This is a genomic window from Ferrovibrio sp. GW821-FHT12D07 (assembly GCF_058807275.1).
The window spans coordinates 2339923-2357758 of the sequence record NZ_JBXAQN010000001.1 but is presented as its reverse complement, the minus strand read 5'-3'; the positions used below and the strand labels follow the sequence as shown (position 1 = coordinate 2357758).

Annotated in this window: 18 protein-coding genes; 6 read left to right on the top strand and 12 right to left on the bottom strand. The window is 60.8% G+C overall.

Features of this window, described 5'->3' with window-relative positions:
* Positions 1 to 136: 136 nt before the first annotated feature.
* The 4 genes from fusA to AC1RRE_RS11695 all read right to left on the bottom strand — a co-directional run bounded on the left by fusA (position 137) and on the right by AC1RRE_RS11695 (position 4078).
* A complete protein-coding gene (fusA, locus tag AC1RRE_RS11710; RefSeq protein WP_492981315.1) occupies positions 137 to 2215 on the bottom strand; it encodes an elongation factor G in 2079 nt (692 codons plus the stop codon).
* A gap of 30 nt (positions 2216 to 2245) precedes the next feature.
* Positions 2246 to 2716 (bottom strand): 30S ribosomal protein S7, encoded by a 471-nt coding sequence (rpsG, locus tag AC1RRE_RS11705; RefSeq protein ID WP_492981314.1) that lies wholly within the window; start codon positions 2714 to 2716, stop codon positions 2246 to 2248.
* A gap of 12 nt (positions 2717 to 2728) precedes the next feature.
* Positions 2729 to 3100: a 30S ribosomal protein S12 gene (gene rpsL, locus AC1RRE_RS11700; protein WP_492970747.1), complete on the bottom strand. Its 372-nt coding sequence runs from the start codon at positions 3098 to 3100 to the stop codon at positions 2729 to 2731.
* Between the two features lie 393 nt (positions 3101 to 3493).
* The gene (locus AC1RRE_RS11695) at positions 3494 to 4078 is read right to left on the bottom strand and encodes a malonic semialdehyde reductase (RefSeq protein ID WP_492981313.1); all 585 of its coding nucleotides are present in this window, start codon (positions 4076 to 4078) and stop codon (positions 3494 to 3496) included.
* Between the two features lie 232 nt (positions 4079 to 4310).
* Between AC1RRE_RS11695 and gltA the strand changes: the two genes are divergently transcribed.
* From gltA to AC1RRE_RS11665, 6 genes are all read left to right on the top strand, one after another.
* On the top strand, positions 4311 to 5615 hold the full coding sequence (gltA, locus tag AC1RRE_RS11690) for a citrate synthase (protein WP_492981312.1): 1305 nt from the start codon (positions 4311 to 4313) through the stop codon (positions 5613 to 5615).
* Positions 5616 to 5665: 50 nt separating this feature from the next.
* Entirely contained in the window at positions 5666 to 5875 is a 210-nt protein-coding gene (locus tag AC1RRE_RS11685) for a hypothetical protein (protein ID WP_492981311.1), read from the top strand.
* 135 nt (positions 5876 to 6010) lie between these two features.
* On the top strand, positions 6011 to 8362 hold the full coding sequence (locus tag AC1RRE_RS11680; protein ID WP_492981310.1) for an ATP-binding protein: 2352 nt from the start codon (positions 6011 to 6013) through the stop codon (positions 8360 to 8362).
* Positions 8352 to 8759 (top strand): response regulator, encoded by a 408-nt coding sequence (locus tag AC1RRE_RS11675; RefSeq protein ID WP_492981309.1) that lies wholly within the window; start codon positions 8352 to 8354, stop codon positions 8757 to 8759. The genes AC1RRE_RS11680 and AC1RRE_RS11675 overlap by 11 nt, the downstream gene beginning before the upstream one ends.
* Before the next feature lie 96 nt (positions 8760 to 8855).
* Entirely contained in the window at positions 8856 to 9653 is a 798-nt protein-coding gene (locus AC1RRE_RS11670; RefSeq protein ID WP_492981308.1) for a DUF4394 domain-containing protein, read from the top strand.
* Positions 9654 to 9657: 4 nt separating this feature from the next.
* Positions 9658 to 10008 carry a cupredoxin domain-containing protein gene (locus AC1RRE_RS11665; protein ID WP_492981307.1) on the top strand — a complete coding sequence of 117 codons (351 nt, stop codon included), beginning with the start codon at positions 9658 to 9660 and terminating at the stop codon, positions 10006 to 10008.
* A gap of 46 nt (positions 10009 to 10054) precedes the next feature.
* Here the strand turns inward: AC1RRE_RS11665 and gloA are convergent, their stop codons facing one another.
* Genes gloA through bamA form a run of 8 tightly spaced genes read right to left on the bottom strand, consistent with a single transcriptional unit; the run spans position 10055 to position 17792 of the window.
* Positions 10055 to 10495 (bottom strand): lactoylglutathione lyase, encoded by a 441-nt coding sequence (gene gloA, locus AC1RRE_RS11660; RefSeq protein ID WP_492981306.1) that lies wholly within the window; start codon positions 10493 to 10495, stop codon positions 10055 to 10057.
* Between the two features lie 56 nt (positions 10496 to 10551).
* The gene (gene lpxB / locus AC1RRE_RS11655) at positions 10552 to 11757 is read right to left on the bottom strand and encodes a lipid-A-disaccharide synthase (protein ID WP_492981305.1); all 1206 of its coding nucleotides are present in this window, start codon (positions 11755 to 11757) and stop codon (positions 10552 to 10554) included.
* Entirely contained in the window at positions 11747 to 12592 is an 846-nt protein-coding gene (locus AC1RRE_RS11650; protein ID WP_492981304.1) for an LpxI family protein, read from the bottom strand. The genes lpxB and AC1RRE_RS11650 overlap by 11 nt, the downstream gene beginning before the upstream one ends.
* A complete protein-coding gene (gene lpxA / locus AC1RRE_RS11645; protein WP_492981303.1) occupies positions 12573 to 13379 on the bottom strand; it encodes an acyl-ACP--UDP-N-acetylglucosamine O-acyltransferase in 807 nt (268 codons plus the stop codon). Before lpxA ends, AC1RRE_RS11650 begins: the two co-directional genes overlap by 20 nt.
* Positions 13380 to 13383: 4 nt before the next feature.
* A complete protein-coding gene (fabZ, locus tag AC1RRE_RS11640; protein WP_492981302.1) occupies positions 13384 to 13854 on the bottom strand; it encodes a 3-hydroxyacyl-ACP dehydratase FabZ in 471 nt (156 codons plus the stop codon).
* Complete coding sequence (lpxD, locus tag AC1RRE_RS11635) at positions 13847 to 14878, bottom strand: UDP-3-O-(3-hydroxymyristoyl)glucosamine N-acyltransferase (RefSeq protein ID WP_492981300.1); 1032 nt, start codon at positions 14876 to 14878, stop codon at positions 13847 to 13849. The genes fabZ and lpxD overlap by 8 nt, the downstream gene beginning before the upstream one ends.
* 3 nt (positions 14879 to 14881) lie before the next feature.
* Positions 14882 to 15451 carry an OmpH/Skp family outer membrane protein gene (locus tag AC1RRE_RS11630; RefSeq protein WP_492981299.1) on the bottom strand — a complete coding sequence of 190 codons (570 nt, stop codon included), beginning with the start codon at positions 15449 to 15451 and terminating at the stop codon, positions 14882 to 14884.
* Positions 15452 to 15488: 37 nt separating this feature from the next.
* Positions 15489 to 17792, bottom strand: coding sequence for an outer membrane protein assembly factor BamA (bamA, locus tag AC1RRE_RS11625; protein ID WP_492981298.1), 2304 nt, complete (start codon positions 17790 to 17792; stop codon positions 15489 to 15491).
* Positions 17793 to 17836 lie beyond the last annotated feature (44 nt).

Here is a 17836-nt window from a genome sequence, read left to right as displayed (position 1 = left end):
GTCTTGCCATGGTCAACGTGACCAATCGTCCCAATGTTGCAGTGCGGCTTGTTACGCTCAAACTTTGCCTTGGCCATTTTACTTCTCCGCTAGATCGGATGTGTGTCTATGTAGATGCGCGTTCGTGTGTTTCGGATTAGCCGGCGAGCTTCGCCAGCACCTCGTCCGACACGTTCTGCGGCACCTGGGCGTAGTGATCGAAAGTCATGGTGTACTGCGCGCGGCCCTGAGTCATCGAGCGCAGGTTGTTCACGTAGCCGAACATGTTGGCCAGCGGCACCATCGCATTGATGACCTGCGCGTTACCGCGCGGCTCGGTACCGGTCAGCTGACCGCGGCGGGACGACAGATCGCCCATCACGTCACCGACGAAATCTTCAGGCGCGACGACTTCGACGCGCATGATCGGCTCGAGCAGCTTGGCACCGGCCTTCGGAGCGACTTCGCGGAAGGCCGCACGAGCGGCGATTTCGAAGGCGAGCGCCGAGGAGTCAACGTCATGGTAGGCGCCGTCATACAGCGTCACCTTGAAGTCGATGACCGGGAAACCGGCCAGCACGCCCGAGGTGGCGATCTGACGGATGCCCTTTTCAACGGCCGGCACGTATTCCTTCGGCACGTTGCCGCCAACGACGTCGTTGACGAACTGCACGCCCTCACCCGGCTCCAGCGGCTCGAAGCGCAGCTTGACGCGGGCGAACTGGCCCGAACCACCCGACTGCTTCTTATGGGTGTAGTCGATCTCGGCCTTCTTGGTCAGGGCCTCGCGGTACGCCACCTGCGGCGCGCCGACGTTGGCTTCGACCTTAAACTCGCGACGCATGCGGTCGACGAGAATTTCGAGATGCAATTCGCCCATGCCCTTGATCACGGTCTGGCCGCTCTCATGGTCGACCGACACGCGGAAGGACGGATCCTCGGCAGCGAGACGATTGAGCGCGAGGCCCATCTTCTCCTGGTCATTCTTGGTCTTCGGCTCAACCGCGACTTCGATGACCGGCTCCGGGAATTCCATGCGCTCGAGAATGATCGGATGGTTCGGATCGCAGAGCGTGTCGCCCGTGGTGGTGTTCTTCAGGCCGGCCAGCGCGACGATGTCGCCGGCGCGGGCTTCCTTGATTTCTTCACGGCTGTTCGCATGCATCTGCAGCATGCGGCCGATACGCTCGCGGTTGTCCTTCACGGTGTTCAGCACACCGGCGCCGCTCTCGATCACGCCCGAGTACACGCGCACGAAGGTGAGCGAGCCAACGAAGGGATCGTTCATGATCTTGAAGGCGAGACCCGAGAACGGCTCGTCGTCCGAGGTCTTGCGAACCAGCTTGTCGTCGCTCTCGGGCTTCAGGCCTTCGACACCAGCGACATCGACCGGCGACGGCAGGTAGTCGATGACGGCGTCGAGCAGCGGCTGCACGCCCTTGTTCTTGAAGGCCGAACCGCAGAGAACCGGCACGAACTTCGAGGCAATGGTGCCCTTGCGTATGCAGGCGGTCAGCGTCTTCTCATCCGGCTCCTTGCCCTCGAGATAAGCTTCCAGCGCGGCGTCATCCATTTCCAGCGCAGCTTCGATCATCTTCTGGCGCCACTCGGCAGCCTGTTCCTTCAGATCGGCCGGAATCTCGTCGTAGAAGAACTCGGCACCCAGGCTCTCATCCTTCCAGATGATCGCGCGGTTGCGGACCAGGTCGACAACGCCCTTGAAATCGGCTTCCGCGCCGATCGGCAGCGTCGTTACCAGCGGCACGGCGCCCAGACGGTCGATGATCATATCGACGCAACGGAAGAAGTTCGCGCCCATGCGGTCGAGCTTGTTGACGAAGCACATGCGCGGCACGCCGTACTTGTCAGCCTGACGCCACACGGTCTCCGACTGCGGCTCAACGCCGGCAACGCCGTCGAACAGGCAGACCGCACCGTCGAGCACGCGCAGCGAACGTTCAACTTCAATGGTGAAGTCCACGTGGCCGGGAGTGTCGATAATGTTGATGCGATGGTCGTTCCAGAAGCAGGTCGTAGCGGCCGACGTGATCGTGATGCCGCGCTCCTGCTCCTGCTCCATCCAGTCCATCGTGGCAGCGCCATCATGGACTTCGCCGATCTTATGCGAACGGCCGGTATAGTACAGCACGCGCTCCGTGGTCGTGGTCTTACCGGCATCAATGTGGGCCATGATGCCGATGTTACGGTAGCGCTCGTAGGGAGTAGTGCGAGGCATGACGATCTCCGAGAACTCTTAAGCCGCTTCTTACCAGCGGTAATGGGAGAAGGCCTTGTTGGCCTCCGCCATGCGATGGGTGTCTTCGCGCTTCTTGACCGAACCGCCACGATTGTTGGCGGCGTCGAGCAGCTCGCCCGACAGGCGATCAATCATGGTGTTCTCGCCGCGGCTACGGGCCGCCGAGATCAACCAACGGATCGCCAGAGCCTGGCCGCGGTCATGACGCACTTCGACCGGCACCTGATAGGTGGCACCGCCGACGCGACGCGAACGGACTTCGATGGCCGGGCGCACGTTGTTCAGCGCGTCGTGGAACATCTTGACCGGATCGTTGCCGGACTTCGCCTTGATGCGATCCAGGGCGCCATAGATGATGGCTTCGGCAGCAGACTTCTTGCCGTCGTACATCAGCATGTTCATGAACTTGGTCAGGACGAGATCACCGAACTTCGGATCCGGCAGAATCTCGCGCTTTTCAGCAGCGTGGCGACGCGACATGGATCTCTCTCCTTACTTCGGACGCTTCGCGCCGTACTTCGAACGGCGCTGCTTGCGGTCCTTGACGCCCTGGGTGTCGAGCACGCCGCGGACGATGTGGTAGCGAACGCCCGGCAGATCCTTGACGCGACCGCCACGGATCATGACGACCGAGTGTTCCTGCAGGTTATGGCCTTCGCCAGGAATGTAGCTGCTGACCTCAAAACCGTTGGTCAGACGCACGCGGGCGACCTTACGAAGCGCCGAGTTCGGCTTCTTCGGGGTCGTCGTGTAGACGCGGGTGCAAACGCCACGGCGCTGCGGGCATTCCTGCAGCGCGGGGACCTTGTCACGGACCGGCTTCGGCGAGCGCGGCTTGCGGATCAGCTGGTTAATAGTCGGCATACGAGTTGAAACTCCGCCAAGTTTTGGTTCAACACATAAAAAAACAACTCAAGGCGAACCACCGTCGGCTTTTCAGCCCGGCAATCCGCCCTGTAACTCCGCTCCAGACCCATCACTTGCTGCCCATCGGCAGCGGAGAGGGGTCTATATGTCTCTTGCGTAAGCCCGGTCTCGACGTGAGCGCTACGGAAGCCGGGTTGTTCGCCAACCTGTGTCTAGGGAAATCCCTACTACCAGGTCGACTCGCGGGCCGGAACATACTGGCCGCACCCTACCCGGTCAAGCGCGTTTGCTTCTGTCTGCATGAACTTTTTTCGTATCTGCACGAATAGGCTTAAACAACGGGATTTCGGGCCGAAATTAGTGTCTGGCACTCTCGAAAAATGAGAACATTCAAAGAACTTTACAGGCCTCGTCAAAGCCAAGTCGAGGGCTGCGGGGAAACAGGTGGGTAGAATCGCCGTAACCGAGATTGCAAAGGAAGTTGGACCTCACCTGCCCGCCCGGGAAAAAGGCCTCGTCCACCTTGGCATTGTCGAAACCCGACATCGGACCGCAGTCCAGACCGACCGCCCTGGCCGCCATGATGAAATAGGCCCCCTGCAGGCTTCCGTTACGGAAGGCCGCCACCTCAGCCGCCTTGGGATCATGGGCGAACCATCCCCGGGCCTCAGGGTTATGGGGGAAGAGTTTCGGCAGCTGATCATAGAACTTCAGGTCATAGCCGATAATCGCCGTCGCGGGCGCCGCCATGGTCTTCTCCAGGTTGCCAGCGCTCATGGCCGGCTTGAGGCGTTCCTTGGCCTCCTTGCTACGCACAAAGACGATGCGGGTAGGCGAGCAGTTAGCGCTGGTTGGCCCCCACTTCATCAGGTCGTAGATCTGCTGCAGCTGCTGATCCGCCACCGGCTTGTCGACCCAGCCGTTATGCGTGCGGGCCTTGCGGAACAGAGTGTCGAGAGCGGTGTCATCGATCATGGAGCCGTGCCTCCGGGCACTGTCAGGATTCATTGCCCCAACGCCTAGCATGCCCGCTGGCTCCGCGAAATCCGGAGTTACATCGCCGTAAGTTACGGAGCTATACGAATTTTATTCATCCAAGGTCGGGTATTTTGCGAGTCACGGAACACTTTCCTCCGGCACTCCCGCCCCCCTATAATTGTTGGCAACACAATCAGATACGCAGTCTCTAACCTGGGGGTACCCACCTATGGCCGCCGGCAGCAAGCCCGTCACGCTTAACGATCCGAATACTGGAAAGACCGTCACCCTGCCGATGCTGGACGGCTCGGTCGGCCCGTCGGTCATCGATATTCGCAAGCTGTACGCCGAGACCGGTCATTTCACTTATGACCCGGGCTTTACCTCTACCGGCAGCTGCGAGTCCAAGATCACCTATATTGACGGCGACGAAGGCGTGCTGCTGTATCGCGGCTACGACATTGCCGAACTGGCGGAACACTCCACCTTCCTGGAAACCTGCTACCTGCTGCTGCATGGCGAACTGCCGAACGGCACTCAGCGCGCATCCTTCGAGAACTCGATTACCAACCACACGATGCTGCATGAACAGATTCATTTCCTGTTCCGCGGCTTCCGGCGCGATGCGCATCCGATGGCCGTGATGTGCGGCGTCGTCGGTGCATTGTCGGCCTTCTATCACGACCAGACCGATTATGATGACCCGAAGCAGCGCATGATCGCGCAACATCGTCTGATCGCGAAGATGCCGACCATTGCGGCGATGGCCTTCAAGTATTCCATCGGCCAGCCCTTCATGTATCCGCGTAACGATCTCGGCTATGCCGAGAATTTCCTGCAGATGACCTTTGGCGTGCCGGCCGAGCCCTACAAGGTGAGCCCGGTTCTGGCCAAGGCAATGGATCGCATCTTCATCCTGCATGCCGATCACGAGCAGAACGCCTCGACGTCGACCGTGCGTCTGGCTGGTTCGTCGGGCGCCAATCCGTTCGCCTGCATCGCGGCCGGCATCGCCTGCCTTTGGGGCCCTGCTCATGGCGGTGCCAACGAAGCCGTGCTTAAGATGCTGGAAGAGATTGGTTCGCCCGACAAGGTTGGCGAAGCAGTCAAGAAGGCCAAGGACAAGAACTCGGGCTTCCGCCTGATGGGCTTCGGCCATCGCGTCTACAAGAACTACGACCCGCGCGCCAAGGTCATGCGCCAGACCTGCTACGAGGTGCTGGATGAACTGGGCGTTAAGGATGAGCCGCTGCTGAAGCTGGCGATGGAACTCGAGCGCATCGCTCTGGAAGATGACTACTTCGTCTCCAAGAAGCTCTATCCGAATGTCGATTTCTATTCGGGCATCATCCTGCGTGCGATGGGCTTCCCGACCGCGATGTTCACCGCGCTGTTCGCGCTGGCCCGCACTGTGGGCTGGATCGCTCAGTGGAAGGAGATGATTGAGGATCCGGCGCAGAAGATCGGCCGCCCCCGTCAGCTCTATACCGGTGCCACCAAGCGTCCGTATATTCCGCTCGACAAGCGTAAGTAATCCGCGTCTTATTGACGTGAATTGACGGCACCGACTTGGGAGGCGGGCCGATGGGCAAACAGGCTGAACGGCATGGCGGGAAACCGCCCACGGGAACCCAGGCGACCGGCTATGGCTGGCTTCGCCCCGGTTTTCTGAATATGCCGATGGCTTCGAATGACAACCGGATTGCCCCCCGCTTCCTGCTGCGCCGGCCGCAATTCTGGATCTGGCTGGCAATGGCGGTGACGGCGGCCGCCTGGATGATCAGCCGCCTCTAACTCCACACAATCAGGTTACAGGGCCGCCTTTTCAGGCGGCCCTTTCCTTTTCTGCCTGTCGGCATCTCTGGAAATGCTGGCCGTAAGCTCATAAAAATCCGATAGTTTCCCCCGAAAGGCAGGGTGGATTTCCGCATGCGCATCACTGTGCGCCTCAAACTGGCCGCCGCGTTCGCGATCTCCGTTCTGACGGCGGCGGGTCTGGGTCTGGCCGCCTTCTGGGCAGTTCAGGCCGTCGGCGACCTGGTTGTACGGATGTACGACCAGCCATTGATGACCATCAACTACGCCCGCCTGGCGCAGACCGGTTTCGCCACTGAGGAACTGATCGCCCGGGAAATCCTGGCCGATGCCGATACCAGCAGCAGTATGGTACGGGCTGAAGACATCCGGACCAAGAACGATGAATTCCTGGGCGACCTGGCCATTGCCGAGGAACGAGGCCTGAATCCTGCCATCCGCAGCTACGGCACAAAAATCCGCAGCCTGAACGAACTCTGGCTGGAATCCGCCCTGAACGGGCTGGCTGAACCACCTGAAACGCCGGCGCGTCGCGAATACAGCCGCACCCGCGAGACGATTGCAGCCGCGATATCCGAGAGCCTGGAAATCCTGACCCAGATCGCAGCCGAAGACGGTTTCGTCTTCCGCATGCAGGCGGAAGCCACGATCCAGGATACCAAGGATCGCACCATGGCGATGATCATCGCGCTCGCCGCCGTGATCCTGATTGTTTTGATCCTGCTGACCCGCAACATTGTGTCACCGCTGAACGCGATGACGCAGACCATGTTCCAGCTCGCCGGTGGGGACATCAGCGTCAAGGTGCCCAAGACCAAGCGGCGCGATGAAATCGGCCAGATGGGTTCCGCGCTCCGCGTGTTCCGCCAGGCCATGGAAGATCTGCAGATCGCACGCGAGCATGCCGAGGCCGCCACCAAAGCCAAGTCGGAATTCCTGGCCATGATGAGCCACGAAATCCGCACGCCGATGAACGGGGTCCTTGGTCTGACGCGCCTGCTGGTCAAGACGCCGTTGAATGCCGATCAGCGCAATCTCGCCGGCACCGTTCTGGACTCCGCCGAAGCATTGCTGGTGATCCTGAACGACATCCTCGATTTCTCGAAACTGGAAGCCGGCCGCGTCGATGTCGAACAGATCGATTATGATCTGACACGCGTCATCAGTGCGTCTCTGATGTTGATGAAGAATCGCGCCGAAGAAAAAGGCCTGGCACTCACTGCATCGGTGGCGCCCGGCCTGCCGGCTTATCTGGTGGGCGACCCTAACCGCCTGCGCCAGGTCGTGCTCAACCTGATCGGGAACGCGATCAAATTCACCGAGGCCGGCCGCGTCGAAGTTATTGTCCGCCCGGAACCAGATTCCGACGGCAATGCTGCAGGCCTGCGCTTTGAAGTGCGTGACACTGGTATCGGCATGAGCAAAGAAAGCCTGAGCAAGCTGTTCGGCAGCTTCGTGCAGGCGGATTCCTCGATCACGCGCCGCTTCGGCGGAACCGGACTTGGATTGGCCATCTGCAAACGCCTGGTCGAGGCCATGGGCGGCACCATCGGCGTCGATAGTGAACCGGGGCAAGGCAGCACCTTCTGGTTCCGGCTGCCGTTGGTCGCCGGCCAGGAGCCGCTGGCCGTGAAGAAGGATTCGGTCGACACCCCCCTGCCCTCGCTGCGCATTCTGGTGGCCGAAGACAATCCGGTGAACCGCAAGGTGGCCGCCGGCATTCTGATGGAGCAGAAACATCAGGTTGCCTTTGCCACCAATGGCAAACTGGCCGTCGAGGCGGCCAGTCAGGCCACGCCGCCATTCGATCTGATCCTGATGGACGTCCATATGCCAGAGATGGACGGCATCACCGCTGCCCAGGAGATTCGCAAGCTGCCTGAGCCCTGGCGCGATACCCGCATCATTGCCGTCACAGCCTCACTGAGCACCGATGGCGTGCAACGCTGCCTCGTCGCCGGCATGAACGACTATGTCGGCAAGCCGATCGCACCGGCCGCCCTGGACCAGGCGATCCGTCGCGTCATGGGGTTTGTCGGCGCGCCAATGCCCGTGCTTGCCGAACCCTCCCCCTACGGCAACAGCGAGATCGAATACGATCCACAGGCCCTTCATATGCTGGTCGACGATCTGGACGAGGAAACCGTCGCCGATCTGGTGGAAACCTTTATCGGCCTGGCTGTCGAGATGGCCGAGGGCCTGGACGCCTTTGACCGGGACGGCGATTGCCGCCGGATGGCAGAACTGGCCCACAGCCTGAAGAGTTCATCTGCCAGCCTCGGGCTGATGGCCGTAAATCGGGAAGCCGTGGAACTGGAAAAAGCCGGGCTTGCAGGCGACGTGGCCGGAACGACACATTATACTGTGGCGTTGAAACAATCCTTGGAGTCAGGCGTCGCCTGGCTGCAAAAATGGAAAAATGGGCTGGCCACGTCGCCATCCACGGAACTGAAGAATGCTGGATAACAAAATTCCCGGAGTTGGGGCCCTGCGTGTCCTGCTGGTCGAGGACGACATGTTTGCCCAAAGGTTGGCCGCTTCGGTCCTGCGCCAGTTGGGAATCAACAATCTGACCATCGTCAAGGACGGCCAGGCAGCCATCTCCCTGCTGGGCGAAACCGAACTGCAATACGATCTGATCATTTCCGACTGGAACATGCCTCATGTCACCGGCCTGGACCTGCTCAAGCATGTTCGCAAGACCTGGGAGAACATGCCGTTCCTGATGCTGACGGGGAATGCGAACGAGGAGTTCGTAATTGAGGCCAGGAAAAACAGGGTCGATGCCTATGTCATCAAACCTTTTTCCTCGGCCCAGTTGCAGCAGAAGATTGCGGCCATGTTCAACATCAAGCTGCAATAACAACCAGGTTACCCGCCTTTTGTGGCCTTGACCTTCCCCCCTTTCGGTCTACCACTCTTGGCGATAGCGATTCCGCTGTCTTAACAGGAGGATTTAATGCGTTTCAGGACCGCCGCCGCCGTGACGTCTGCCGTCGCCCTCGCCGCCATTGCCGCTCCTGCCCTGGCGCTGGATATGGTCGGGCTGAGCAACCACAACGAAATCGTCCTGTTCAGTGACAAGGCTCCCGGCAAAATCAAGTCCGTGGCCGTTACAGGCATCGAAGGTAAAATCCTCGGCATCGACGTACGCCCGTCGGATGGCAAACTCTATGCCCTCACAACTGACAGCACGATCTATACCGTCGACACTGCGACCGGCGCCGCCACGCGCAAGTCCAAGCTATCGACGACCATCGAGTCCGTCGACCATGTGATTGTCGACTTCAATCCGCAGGCCGACCGCATGCGTGTGATCGCCTCAACGGGTCAGAGCCTGCGCGTCAATGTCGACACCGGGCAGGCCGTGGTGGACGGCAAGCTTGCCTATCGCCCGGCCGATGCCAGTGCAGGCAAGCCGATGGGCGTCTATGCCGGCGCTTATATCAACTCCTTCGCCGGCGCGACCCAGACCCAGCTGTTCGAGATGGACAGTATGAACGGCACCTACATCGTGCAGGACCCGCCGAATGATGGCGTCCTGCGCACCGTCGGCCCCACCGGTCTGGGTGCCGGCACCATCGTCGAGGCCATCGACATCTATACGGACTCCAAGGGCAACTATATGGGCTTCGCCGTCGCCAATGGTGCGCTCTACAGCTTTGATGTCGGCACCGGCAAGACCAAGAAGGTCGGCGCGATTGGCACTGGCAAGGCCGCCATTATCGACATTGCCGTCCTGACCCCGCGCATGTAAGCGAATGATCATGCTGCGTGACGGTATTGCGGTTGTCATCGGCAGTGCCCTGCTGGCGCTCGTCATCATGCTGTATTCCGCCTGGTCGGAAGCACAGACAGGTGTGACGATCCTGCAGCAGGGCATTGCCTTCAAGCCGGGGGCTGTCAGGGTTGCAGTCGGTGGACAAGTGACCTTCCGCAATCAAGACCCCTTCGGACACAATGTCTACTCGCCCAGCAAGGGCGGCATCTTCGACATCGGGCTGCAGGCGCCGGATTCAGAAACATCCGTCGCCTTCAAGGAAGCCGGTGACTACATCATTCAGTGCCGGATTCACCCCAAGATGAAGGCGACTGTAACCGTCACGCCCTGATACAGGGGCATCAGCAAAAAGCCCGGTTTCATACCGGGCCTTTTCTTTATGCGGGCTTGCGCTCGATCAGTTCAATCTTGTAGCCGTCCGGATCCTCGATGAAGGCGATCACGCTACCGCCATGCTTCATCGGGCCTGGCGGGCGCGGGATTTTGACACCGGCCTCTTCCAGCACCTTGCACACCCCGTAGATGTCGGGAACGCCCAGCGCGAGATGGCCAAAGCCAGTACCGATCGTATATGGCTCCTTCTGGCCCCAGTTGTGGGTCAGCTCGATCACGGTATTGGCCTTTTCATCGCCATAGCCGACAAAGGCCAGCGTGAATTCGCCGCTCGGATAATCCGTCTTGCGCAGCAGGGTCATGCCCAGCTTTTTGACGTAGAAGTCGAGCGACTTCTCAAGGTCCAAGACGCGCAGCATGGTGTGCAGCATCTGGAAAGACCCGGCCTGGCCTGCGGGTTTGGCAATCGGGGCAGTCTCGTTCATGCGTCGGTCCTCCGGGGCTGGGAACGGTAGAACTGGGAGCGGTATGATATGGGAGATCAGGCGGGTCCTGGCAACCGCTTCGCCGCCACGGCCAGCACTGTCCGGGCCGCACGATGGGCCGGCGGCACCGGATCGTCGGCGCCAAGCTGGGTCGCCACCGCCGCACAGCCATCGATCTGGCGCTGACGTACGGCCGGGTCGGTCAACAGCTGATGCAACGCCGCAGCGATCGTATCCGGCCTGCACTTCTCCTGCAGAAATTCCGGCATGATCTCGCGCTGCTGCAGGATATTCACCAACCCAACATAGGGAATGGTGATAAAGCGCCGCATGATCGCCGCGCTGATCGGATTAATCTTATAAGCCAGTACTGTGGGCGTACCGGCCAGGCCGAGTTCCAGTGTCGCAGTCCCTGATGCGGCGAGCGCGACCTCGGCCTCCAGCATGGCGGCGTAGCGCTCCGATGCGGTATCCAGCACGGTAACCGGGAACGGCAGCGACGGCGCCGCGGCCTTCACCATCTCCGAGACCGTTTCGACAGTCGGGATCAGCAGATGCAGAGCCTGGCCCTGCGCCTTCAGTCGCTCCAGCGCTTCGGCAAAGACCGGCAGCAGCTTCATCACCTCGCCCTTGCGGCTGCCCGGCATCAGGGCGAACAGGTGGGCACCAGCAGCAATGCCATGCCGCTGACGGAATCCCCTGCCCGCCGCTGCGGCCTCGGCTTCCGCCTTGCGTGCACCTGTCAGGGTCTCGACGGCAGGATGCCCGACGAAGGTGGTTGGCAGGCCGACAACCTCGAAATACGGCGGCTCAAACGGCAACAGCGCCAGAAGATGATCGCACAACCGCGCCAGACGACGCGCACGACCAGGCCGCCAGGCCCAGACCGTCGGCGCCACATAATGGACGATGGGAAAACTGCGGCCCGGCACGCGCTGCATCACGCGGCGGGTATAACCGGGACTGTCGATGGTGACGACCACATCGGGCGCTTCGGTCAGCACGAACTTTGCCGCCTGGTCGATCCGCCTGAGCAGGAAGCGTGCCTTCGGCAGCAACTCCACCACGCCCATGATGGCCATGTCGGCAATCGGGAACAGGCTGCGCAGACCTTCGGCTTCCATCTGGGCGCCGCCCGTGCCAATGAACTCCACCCGGCCATCGGTCTCGCTGCGCAGTGCCCGCATCAGGCTGGCGCCCAGCACGTCACCAGAGGGCTCGCCGGCCAGCAGGGCCACCCGCAGCTTGCGTTCAGCGGTCATGGCTGACCCCGATCACGAAGAGACCAAGGGTGTCGGCAGCCTGCGTGGTTGCAGCCGCATCAACCATCAGGGCGGCACCAGCTTCGATGACAATACCACTCAGGCCAGCCGCAGCAGCATTCTTTATCGTCGTCACTCCCACCGTGGGCAGGTCGACGCGGCGATCCTGTTGCGGCTTGACACATTTGGCCAGCACGCCGCCGCGCGCGGCCGGCTCATCCGCCATGCGGCGCAGCAGTGCATCCGTGCCGGCATCGTCTTCAAGACCCACGATCTGTCCACCTGCGACAACAGCCGCTTGCCCCTTGTCCATGGCGCCCAGATCACGGGCCGCACGTAGCGCGACAGCAATGTCGTCCGTCTGTGCCGGTGTGGGCGTGATCGCGCCATAGGGCTGCGCGCGAACCAGCAGATTCTGCATCAAGCTGTCCACGCCGATGATGCGGAAGCCCTCCTGTTCGAAGGTCTCGACCACCACGCGCAGGATCGCATCGTCGCCGACCAGCGCCGCCTTCAGCAGCCGTGGCAGCAACAACGCACCTTTCAGGTCCGGCTTTAAGTTCTTGAAATCGGGTTTGGTGACCGAGCCACAGAGACAAACCTCGTCGACCGCAGCCTGCTTCAGGGCTTTCAACAGTCCACCGACCTGCGGCAGGTCGAACCACGCATGCTCGACACCATCCACTGTAGCCGGCGCGCAAAAACCATTGAGCGCTACGATATACAGCGACCGGCCTTCGGCCAGCCATGCATCACGGATCAGTGACGGAATCTGGCCGCCGCCGGCAATCAGACCCAGCTTGGGCAGGGAGGATTTAGGCTGCGCCGGCGCCATCCGCCTGCGGCTGGCAAACACCACGCTTGGAAGCGTTGCGGATGAACTCCACCAGCTCCTGCACCAGCTTGGCACCAGCGAACTGTACAGCGACATCATTCAGGCGCTGGCTCAACGTATCACCCCTGGCAAACAGCAGGTCATAAGCTTCACGCAGCTTCGAGATGTCATCGCGCTCGAAGCCTCGACGCTTCAGGCCAACCAGATTGAGGCCGGTCAGATGCGCACGATTGCCGATCACCATGCCATAGGGAATCACATCCTGCTCAACACCGCTCATGCCGCCGATCATCGCATGAGGCCCGATGCGGCAGAACTGATGGATCGCGGCCAAACCGCCGACAAAGGCGAAGTCGCCCACATCGATATGGCCAGCCAGCGTGGCGTTATTCGCCATCACAACATTATTGCCGACATGGCAGTCATGAGCCACATGGGCACCGGTCATGAACAGGCAGTTGTCACCGACGCTGGTCAGCATGCCGCCACCTTCGGTACCGGTGTTCATCGTGACCCCTTCACGGATCACGTTGTTCTTGCCGATGACCAGACGCGAGGGTTCGCCATGATATTTCAGGTCTTGGGGCTGATGCCCGACCGAGGCGAAGGGGAAAATCTTGGTGCCTGCGCCAACCGAGGTGATGCCGGCAACGACGGCATGGCTCAGCAGTTCGACGCCATCGCCCAGTTCCGCCTGGGCGCCGACGATGCTGTAAGGGCCGAGCTTCACATCGGCGCCAAGCTTGGCGCCATCCTCGACCACGGCTGTGGGATGAATCTTCGACATCTGATTACTTCTTATCGAGGATCATGGCCGAGAAAATCGCCTCGGCCGCCAGCTTGCCATCGACCATGGCCTTGCCTTCGAACTTCCAGACCGGCCCGCGCTGCTTGAGCGCCGCCACATGGATATGCATCTGGTCGCCGGGGGTGACTGGCTTGCGGAAACGCGCCTCGTCAATGGTCATGAAGTAAACCAGCTTGCCCTCGGCTTCCTTGCCCAGGCTATGTACGACAACCACCGCCGCCGTCTGCGCCATTGCTTCGACAATCATGACACCGGGCATGACCGGCTGACTGGGGAAGTGACCGGTGAACTGAGGCTCGTTGATGGTGACATTCTTGATGCCGATCGCGCTTTTTCCCACCTTGAGATCAACAACGCGATCAATCAGCAGCATCGGATACCGATGCGGGATCATTTCCATGATCCGCAGCACGTCAATTGACGCTACATCGATTCCGGTTTCAGTCTCACTCATCCTGCTGGCCTTTCTTCTGCGCCAGACGCCGCATGGTGGCAATCTGACGGAAATATTCTTTTACCTTGGTCGCGGGAATGCCGAAGTAGCTTTCACCGGCCGGGATATCGGTCATTACCCCCGACTTCGCCCCGATGCGCGCGCCGGTGCCGATCTTCAGATGGCCGGCAATGCCACTCTGGGCAGCCAGCACGACGAAATCACCCAACTGGGTTGAGCCGGCAACACCGGACTGCGCCACAATGATGCAGCCACGTCCCAGAACCACGTTGTGCCCGATCTGCGCCAGATTATCAATCCAACAGCCTGGGCCGATCACAGTATCGGGACCCGCGCCACGGTCGATGGTGCTGTTGGCACCGATCTCGCAGTCGTCGCCGACCAGGACACGACCAAGCTGCGGCACCTTCACATGCCCGGTGGGATCAGGCGCGAAGCCAAAACCGTCCTGCCCGATACGAACACCTGGATGCAGGAGGACACGCTCGCCGATCACGCAATGGCTCAGGGTCACACTGGCGCCGATGCGGCTGCCCTGTCCCACCTGGACATTGCGGCCGATCACTGCACCCGGGCCGATCACGGCGTCCGCGCCGATTTCGGCACCCGCTTCAATAACCGCGCAGGCGGCAACACTCACGCCCTCGCCCAGACGGGCGGTTGGGTCGACAACGGCAGCCGGATGAACGCCGGCGGGCGGCCTGGTTTGCGGATAAAAAATCTGCGCCGCGCGGGCATAGGACAGATACGGCTTGGGCGAGATCAGCAGGGCTGTGCCCGCCGGTGCCAGGGTCGCATGCTTTTCATGGACGATGCAGGCCCCGGCCTTGGTGGCCGAGAAAGCATCCGCATATTTGGTGTTATCCAGAAACGCCAGATGAGTCGGTCCGGCCTGATCGAGCGGCGCAACGTCTTCCACCGATCGCGCCGCTTGGGACGGATCAGCCAGCCTGGCTCCGCAACGGGTAGCCAGGTCGCCCAGAGTGAAGGGGCCGGCCCGCTCGAAAAAGCGCGGATCAGCCATCCCTTATTTCCCGGGGAGATTCACTTTGACGGACGGCAGGCGCTGATCAAGACGCTTCAGCACTTCGGGCGTGATGTCGATGCTGTCCCCGATGAATATCTGCACCTGACCGCGGTCGAGCACCATGTTGAAGCCGCGCTCCTGCGCGAGAGTCTGCAGAATCTCAACCACCTGCCGGGTAACCTGGTCACGCACGCCGTTGAGCATCTTCTCCAGCGACTGGGAACGCTCCTGGATGCGCTTCTGCAGGTCGACAACCTTGCCCTGGAACGCCTGACGCTTCTGCTCGAAGGCTTCGGGTGACAGCACCGAACGTTGACGGGCAATCTCCTGCTCCTCAGCGCGCAGTTTTTCCTCTTCCTTGGCGATCTCAGCCTGGAAGTTGAAACGATACTGCTCAAGCTGCTGGCGAGCGCCCTTCAGTGCGGCGGCATCGCGAGTCACACGCTGGCTGTCGATCACAGCAATAATGGCAGGCGGAACCTTGCCGCCACCACCGGCGGCCTGCGCCACGGCGACGCCCGGCAGCACGGCAGCAGCCAGCGCCAATGCGGCAATTGTGGATTTAATCATCGAAGTCATAACCATCAAACCTTGCTAGACAGAACTGTTAGAATCTGGACCCGAAGTTGATGCGGATCAGTTCCTTCTCGTCGAACTGTTCCTTCACGATCGGGAAGCCCAGATCAACCTGGATCAGGCCCAGGGGCGACTTCCACTGCACGCCAGTGCCGACCGAAACGCGGATGCTCTTCTCGTCGACCACTTCAGGTCCGACATCCGAATTCTTCCACAACGTACCGGCTTCGGTGAAAAGTCGGCCCTTGATGCCGAATTCGTTAGGCAATCCGATGGGGAATATCAGATTTGCCTCGCCCTTGTAATAGCGCTCGCCGCCCAAGGCATCGCCTGTGGTCCGGTCGCGTGGGCCAATACCGCCATTTTCGAAGCCGCGGAAGGTGTCGCCGCCAAGGAAAAAGCGGTTCGCCAGCCGAATATCGTCGCTCAGGCCGTTAATCATACCGGCCTCGGCGCCAATGCTGAACACCGTTTCATCGGTCACCGCGAAATACTTGGTCGCCGTACCGACGTTCTTGAAGTAGTGCTCGGTGCCGGCAAGGCCAGCAACTTCCTGTGACAGGCGCAGTACATAGCCGGTGGTCGGCTCGATGCGGTCATCGCGGCGGTCATAGGTCAGAGTATGACCGACTGCCGAGGTCAGGAATTTGCCTTCCTGGGCCCGGATGAAGCGGGACGTCGTCGCATTCACATTGTTAATCTCATCCTGCCGGATGCGGTAATAGACAAGCTGCGACAGGTTTTCCGTAATCGGATACGACAGACGCGGAGTCAGCGAGGTCGTCGTCTGATCGATACCGCTGCGGCGCTCAAGGTCGGTACGGCGGCGCAGCGCATCGACGCCCGCAGCCAGTTCACGATCCAGGAAGTACGGTTCGGTAAAGCCGAGATCGAGCTGCTGGCGACGGGTCGAAAGACTGAAGCCCAGACGCAGATCCTGACCGCGACCAAGCAGGTTGCGTTCGCGGATCGTGATGTCACCCAGTACGCTTTCCGTCGTCGAATAACCGATACCCAGCGAAAGCTCGCCGGTGGACTTCTCGGTCACCTCGGCTGTCAGCACCACCTTGTCGGGCGAACTGCCCTTGGCTTCGGTGATCTCGGCCTTGTCGAAGAAGTTCAGGCCGCGCAGACGCGTCCGGGTACGACGCAGCTTCGCCGAGTTGAAGGCATCGCCCTCCACCAGACGGAACTCGCGGCGGATCACTTTGTCCAGCGTGCGCACATTGCCGACGATGTCGATGCGCTCGACGAAGACGCGCGGGCTTTCACCGATGCGATAAGTCACGTCGATGATGCGCTTCTCGCGATCCTTTTTGACATCCGGGCGCACATCAACGAACGCATAGCCAAAGCGGCCAAGTTCGGTCGTCATGGCCTGAACGGTCTTCTCGACCAGATCGGCGTTATAGGTATCGCCGGTCTTGGTCTCAATGAAGGATTTCAGCTGACTGCCATCGACGCCCTTGATCTCGCTGACCACATCCATCGCGCCGAATTTGTAGCGATTGCCCTCTTCCAGCGTAAAGGTGATGACGAATTTCTCGCGATTGGGCAGCAGCTCGGCCACGGCATTGTTCACCGCGAAGTCGGCATAGCCCTTGCTGAGATAGAACTTGCGCAGCTTCTCGCGGTCGAAGGTGACGCGATCGGGATCGTAGCTGTCGTCCGAACTCAGGAAACGCCACCAGGCGCTTTCCTTGGTCTGGATTTCCTCGCGCAGGCGGGAGTCGCTGAAACGCTGATTGCCGATGAAGCGGATGCGGCTGACGCCAGTCAGCGGACCTTCGGTGATCTCGAACACCAGATCGACGCGGTTCTGTTCGAGCTGGATGACCTTCGGCTCGACGGTGGCGGCGAAACGACCGGTGCGGCGATAAATCTGCTGCAGACGCTGGGTGTCGGCCTGCACCTTGGCGCGCGTATAGACCTGGCGCGGCTTGAGCTGCAATTCACCACGCAGCTGGTCGGCCTGAACGCGCCGGTTGCCTTCGAACAGGATGCGGTTGATCACCGGGCTCTCGATCACGCGTACGATAACGCTGCTGCCTTGCAGGCGCAGATTGACGTCGGTGAAAAGCCCGGTGGCGAACAGGGCCTTGAGCGACTTGTCGGCTTCGGCGGCTGAATAGACCGTACCCGGCTGCAGGGTCAGGTAATTCTGGATGGTCGAAATCTCGATGCGCTGGTTGCCCTCGATCACGACATCGCGGATCTGGGGGCCAGTGCCCTGCGCCTGGGCCGGATGGGCGACCGGCAGGCTGGCGAGCAGCAAAGCCAGCACCGGCAGCACAAACAGCCGGCGCAGCACGGACAACACGTCGCTTCGGAACATCCCCGCCACAATCCCCATCGTCTTGAGACCGCCCCTCACTTAGC

What these genes read in the sequence shown, in the direction of transcription:
- AC1RRE_RS11675 (WP_492981309.1), top strand. Translation starts at nt 8,352, where the DNA reads ATGCTGGATAACAAAATTCCCGGAGTTGGGGCCCTGCGTGTCCTGCTG.
- AC1RRE_RS11670 (WP_492981308.1), top strand. Translation starts at nt 8,856, where the DNA reads ATGCGTTTCAGGACCGCCGCCGCCGTGACGTCTGCCGTCGCCCTCGCC.
- rpsG (WP_492981314.1), bottom strand. Translation starts at nt 2,716, where the DNA reads ATGTCGCGTCGCCACGCTGCTGAAAAGCGCGAGATTCTGCCGGATCCG.
- bamA (WP_492981298.1), bottom strand. Translation starts at nt 17,792, where the DNA reads ATGTTCCGAAGCGACGTGTTGTCCGTGCTGCGCCGGCTGTTTGTGCTG.
- gltA (WP_492981312.1), top strand. Translation starts at nt 4,311, where the DNA reads ATGGCCGCCGGCAGCAAGCCCGTCACGCTTAACGATCCGAATACTGGA.
- gloA (WP_492981306.1), bottom strand. Translation starts at nt 10,495, where the DNA reads ATGAACGAGACTGCCCCGATTGCCAAACCCGCAGGCCAGGCCGGGTCT.
- AC1RRE_RS11630 (WP_492981299.1), bottom strand. Translation starts at nt 15,451, where the DNA reads ATGATTAAATCCACAATTGCCGCATTGGCGCTGGCTGCTGCCGTGCTG.
- lpxA (WP_492981303.1), bottom strand. Translation starts at nt 13,379, where the DNA reads ATGTCGAAGATTCATCCCACAGCCGTGGTCGAGGATGGCGCCAAGCTT.
- AC1RRE_RS11695 (WP_492981313.1), bottom strand. Translation starts at nt 4,078, where the DNA reads ATGATCGATGACACCGCTCTCGACACTCTGTTCCGCAAGGCCCGCACG.
- AC1RRE_RS11685 (WP_492981311.1), top strand. Translation starts at nt 5,666, where the DNA reads ATGGGCAAACAGGCTGAACGGCATGGCGGGAAACCGCCCACGGGAACC.
- lpxD (WP_492981300.1), bottom strand. Translation starts at nt 14,878, where the DNA reads ATGGCTGATCCGCGCTTTTTCGAGCGGGCCGGCCCCTTCACTCTGGGC.
- lpxB (WP_492981305.1), bottom strand. Translation starts at nt 11,757, where the DNA reads ATGACCGCTGAACGCAAGCTGCGGGTGGCCCTGCTGGCCGGCGAGCCC.
- rpsL (WP_492970747.1), bottom strand. Translation starts at nt 3,100, where the DNA reads ATGCCGACTATTAACCAGCTGATCCGCAAGCCGCGCTCGCCGAAGCCG.
- AC1RRE_RS11665 (WP_492981307.1), top strand. Translation starts at nt 9,658, where the DNA reads ATGATCATGCTGCGTGACGGTATTGCGGTTGTCATCGGCAGTGCCCTG.
- fabZ (WP_492981302.1), bottom strand. Translation starts at nt 13,854, where the DNA reads ATGAGTGAGACTGAAACCGGAATCGATGTAGCGTCAATTGACGTGCTG.
- AC1RRE_RS11650 (WP_492981304.1), bottom strand. Translation starts at nt 12,592, where the DNA reads ATGGCGCCGGCGCAGCCTAAATCCTCCCTGCCCAAGCTGGGTCTGATT.
- AC1RRE_RS11680 (WP_492981310.1), top strand. Translation starts at nt 6,011, where the DNA reads ATGCGCATCACTGTGCGCCTCAAACTGGCCGCCGCGTTCGCGATCTCC.
- fusA (WP_492981315.1), bottom strand. Translation starts at nt 2,215, where the DNA reads ATGCCTCGCACTACTCCCTACGAGCGCTACCGTAACATCGGCATCATG.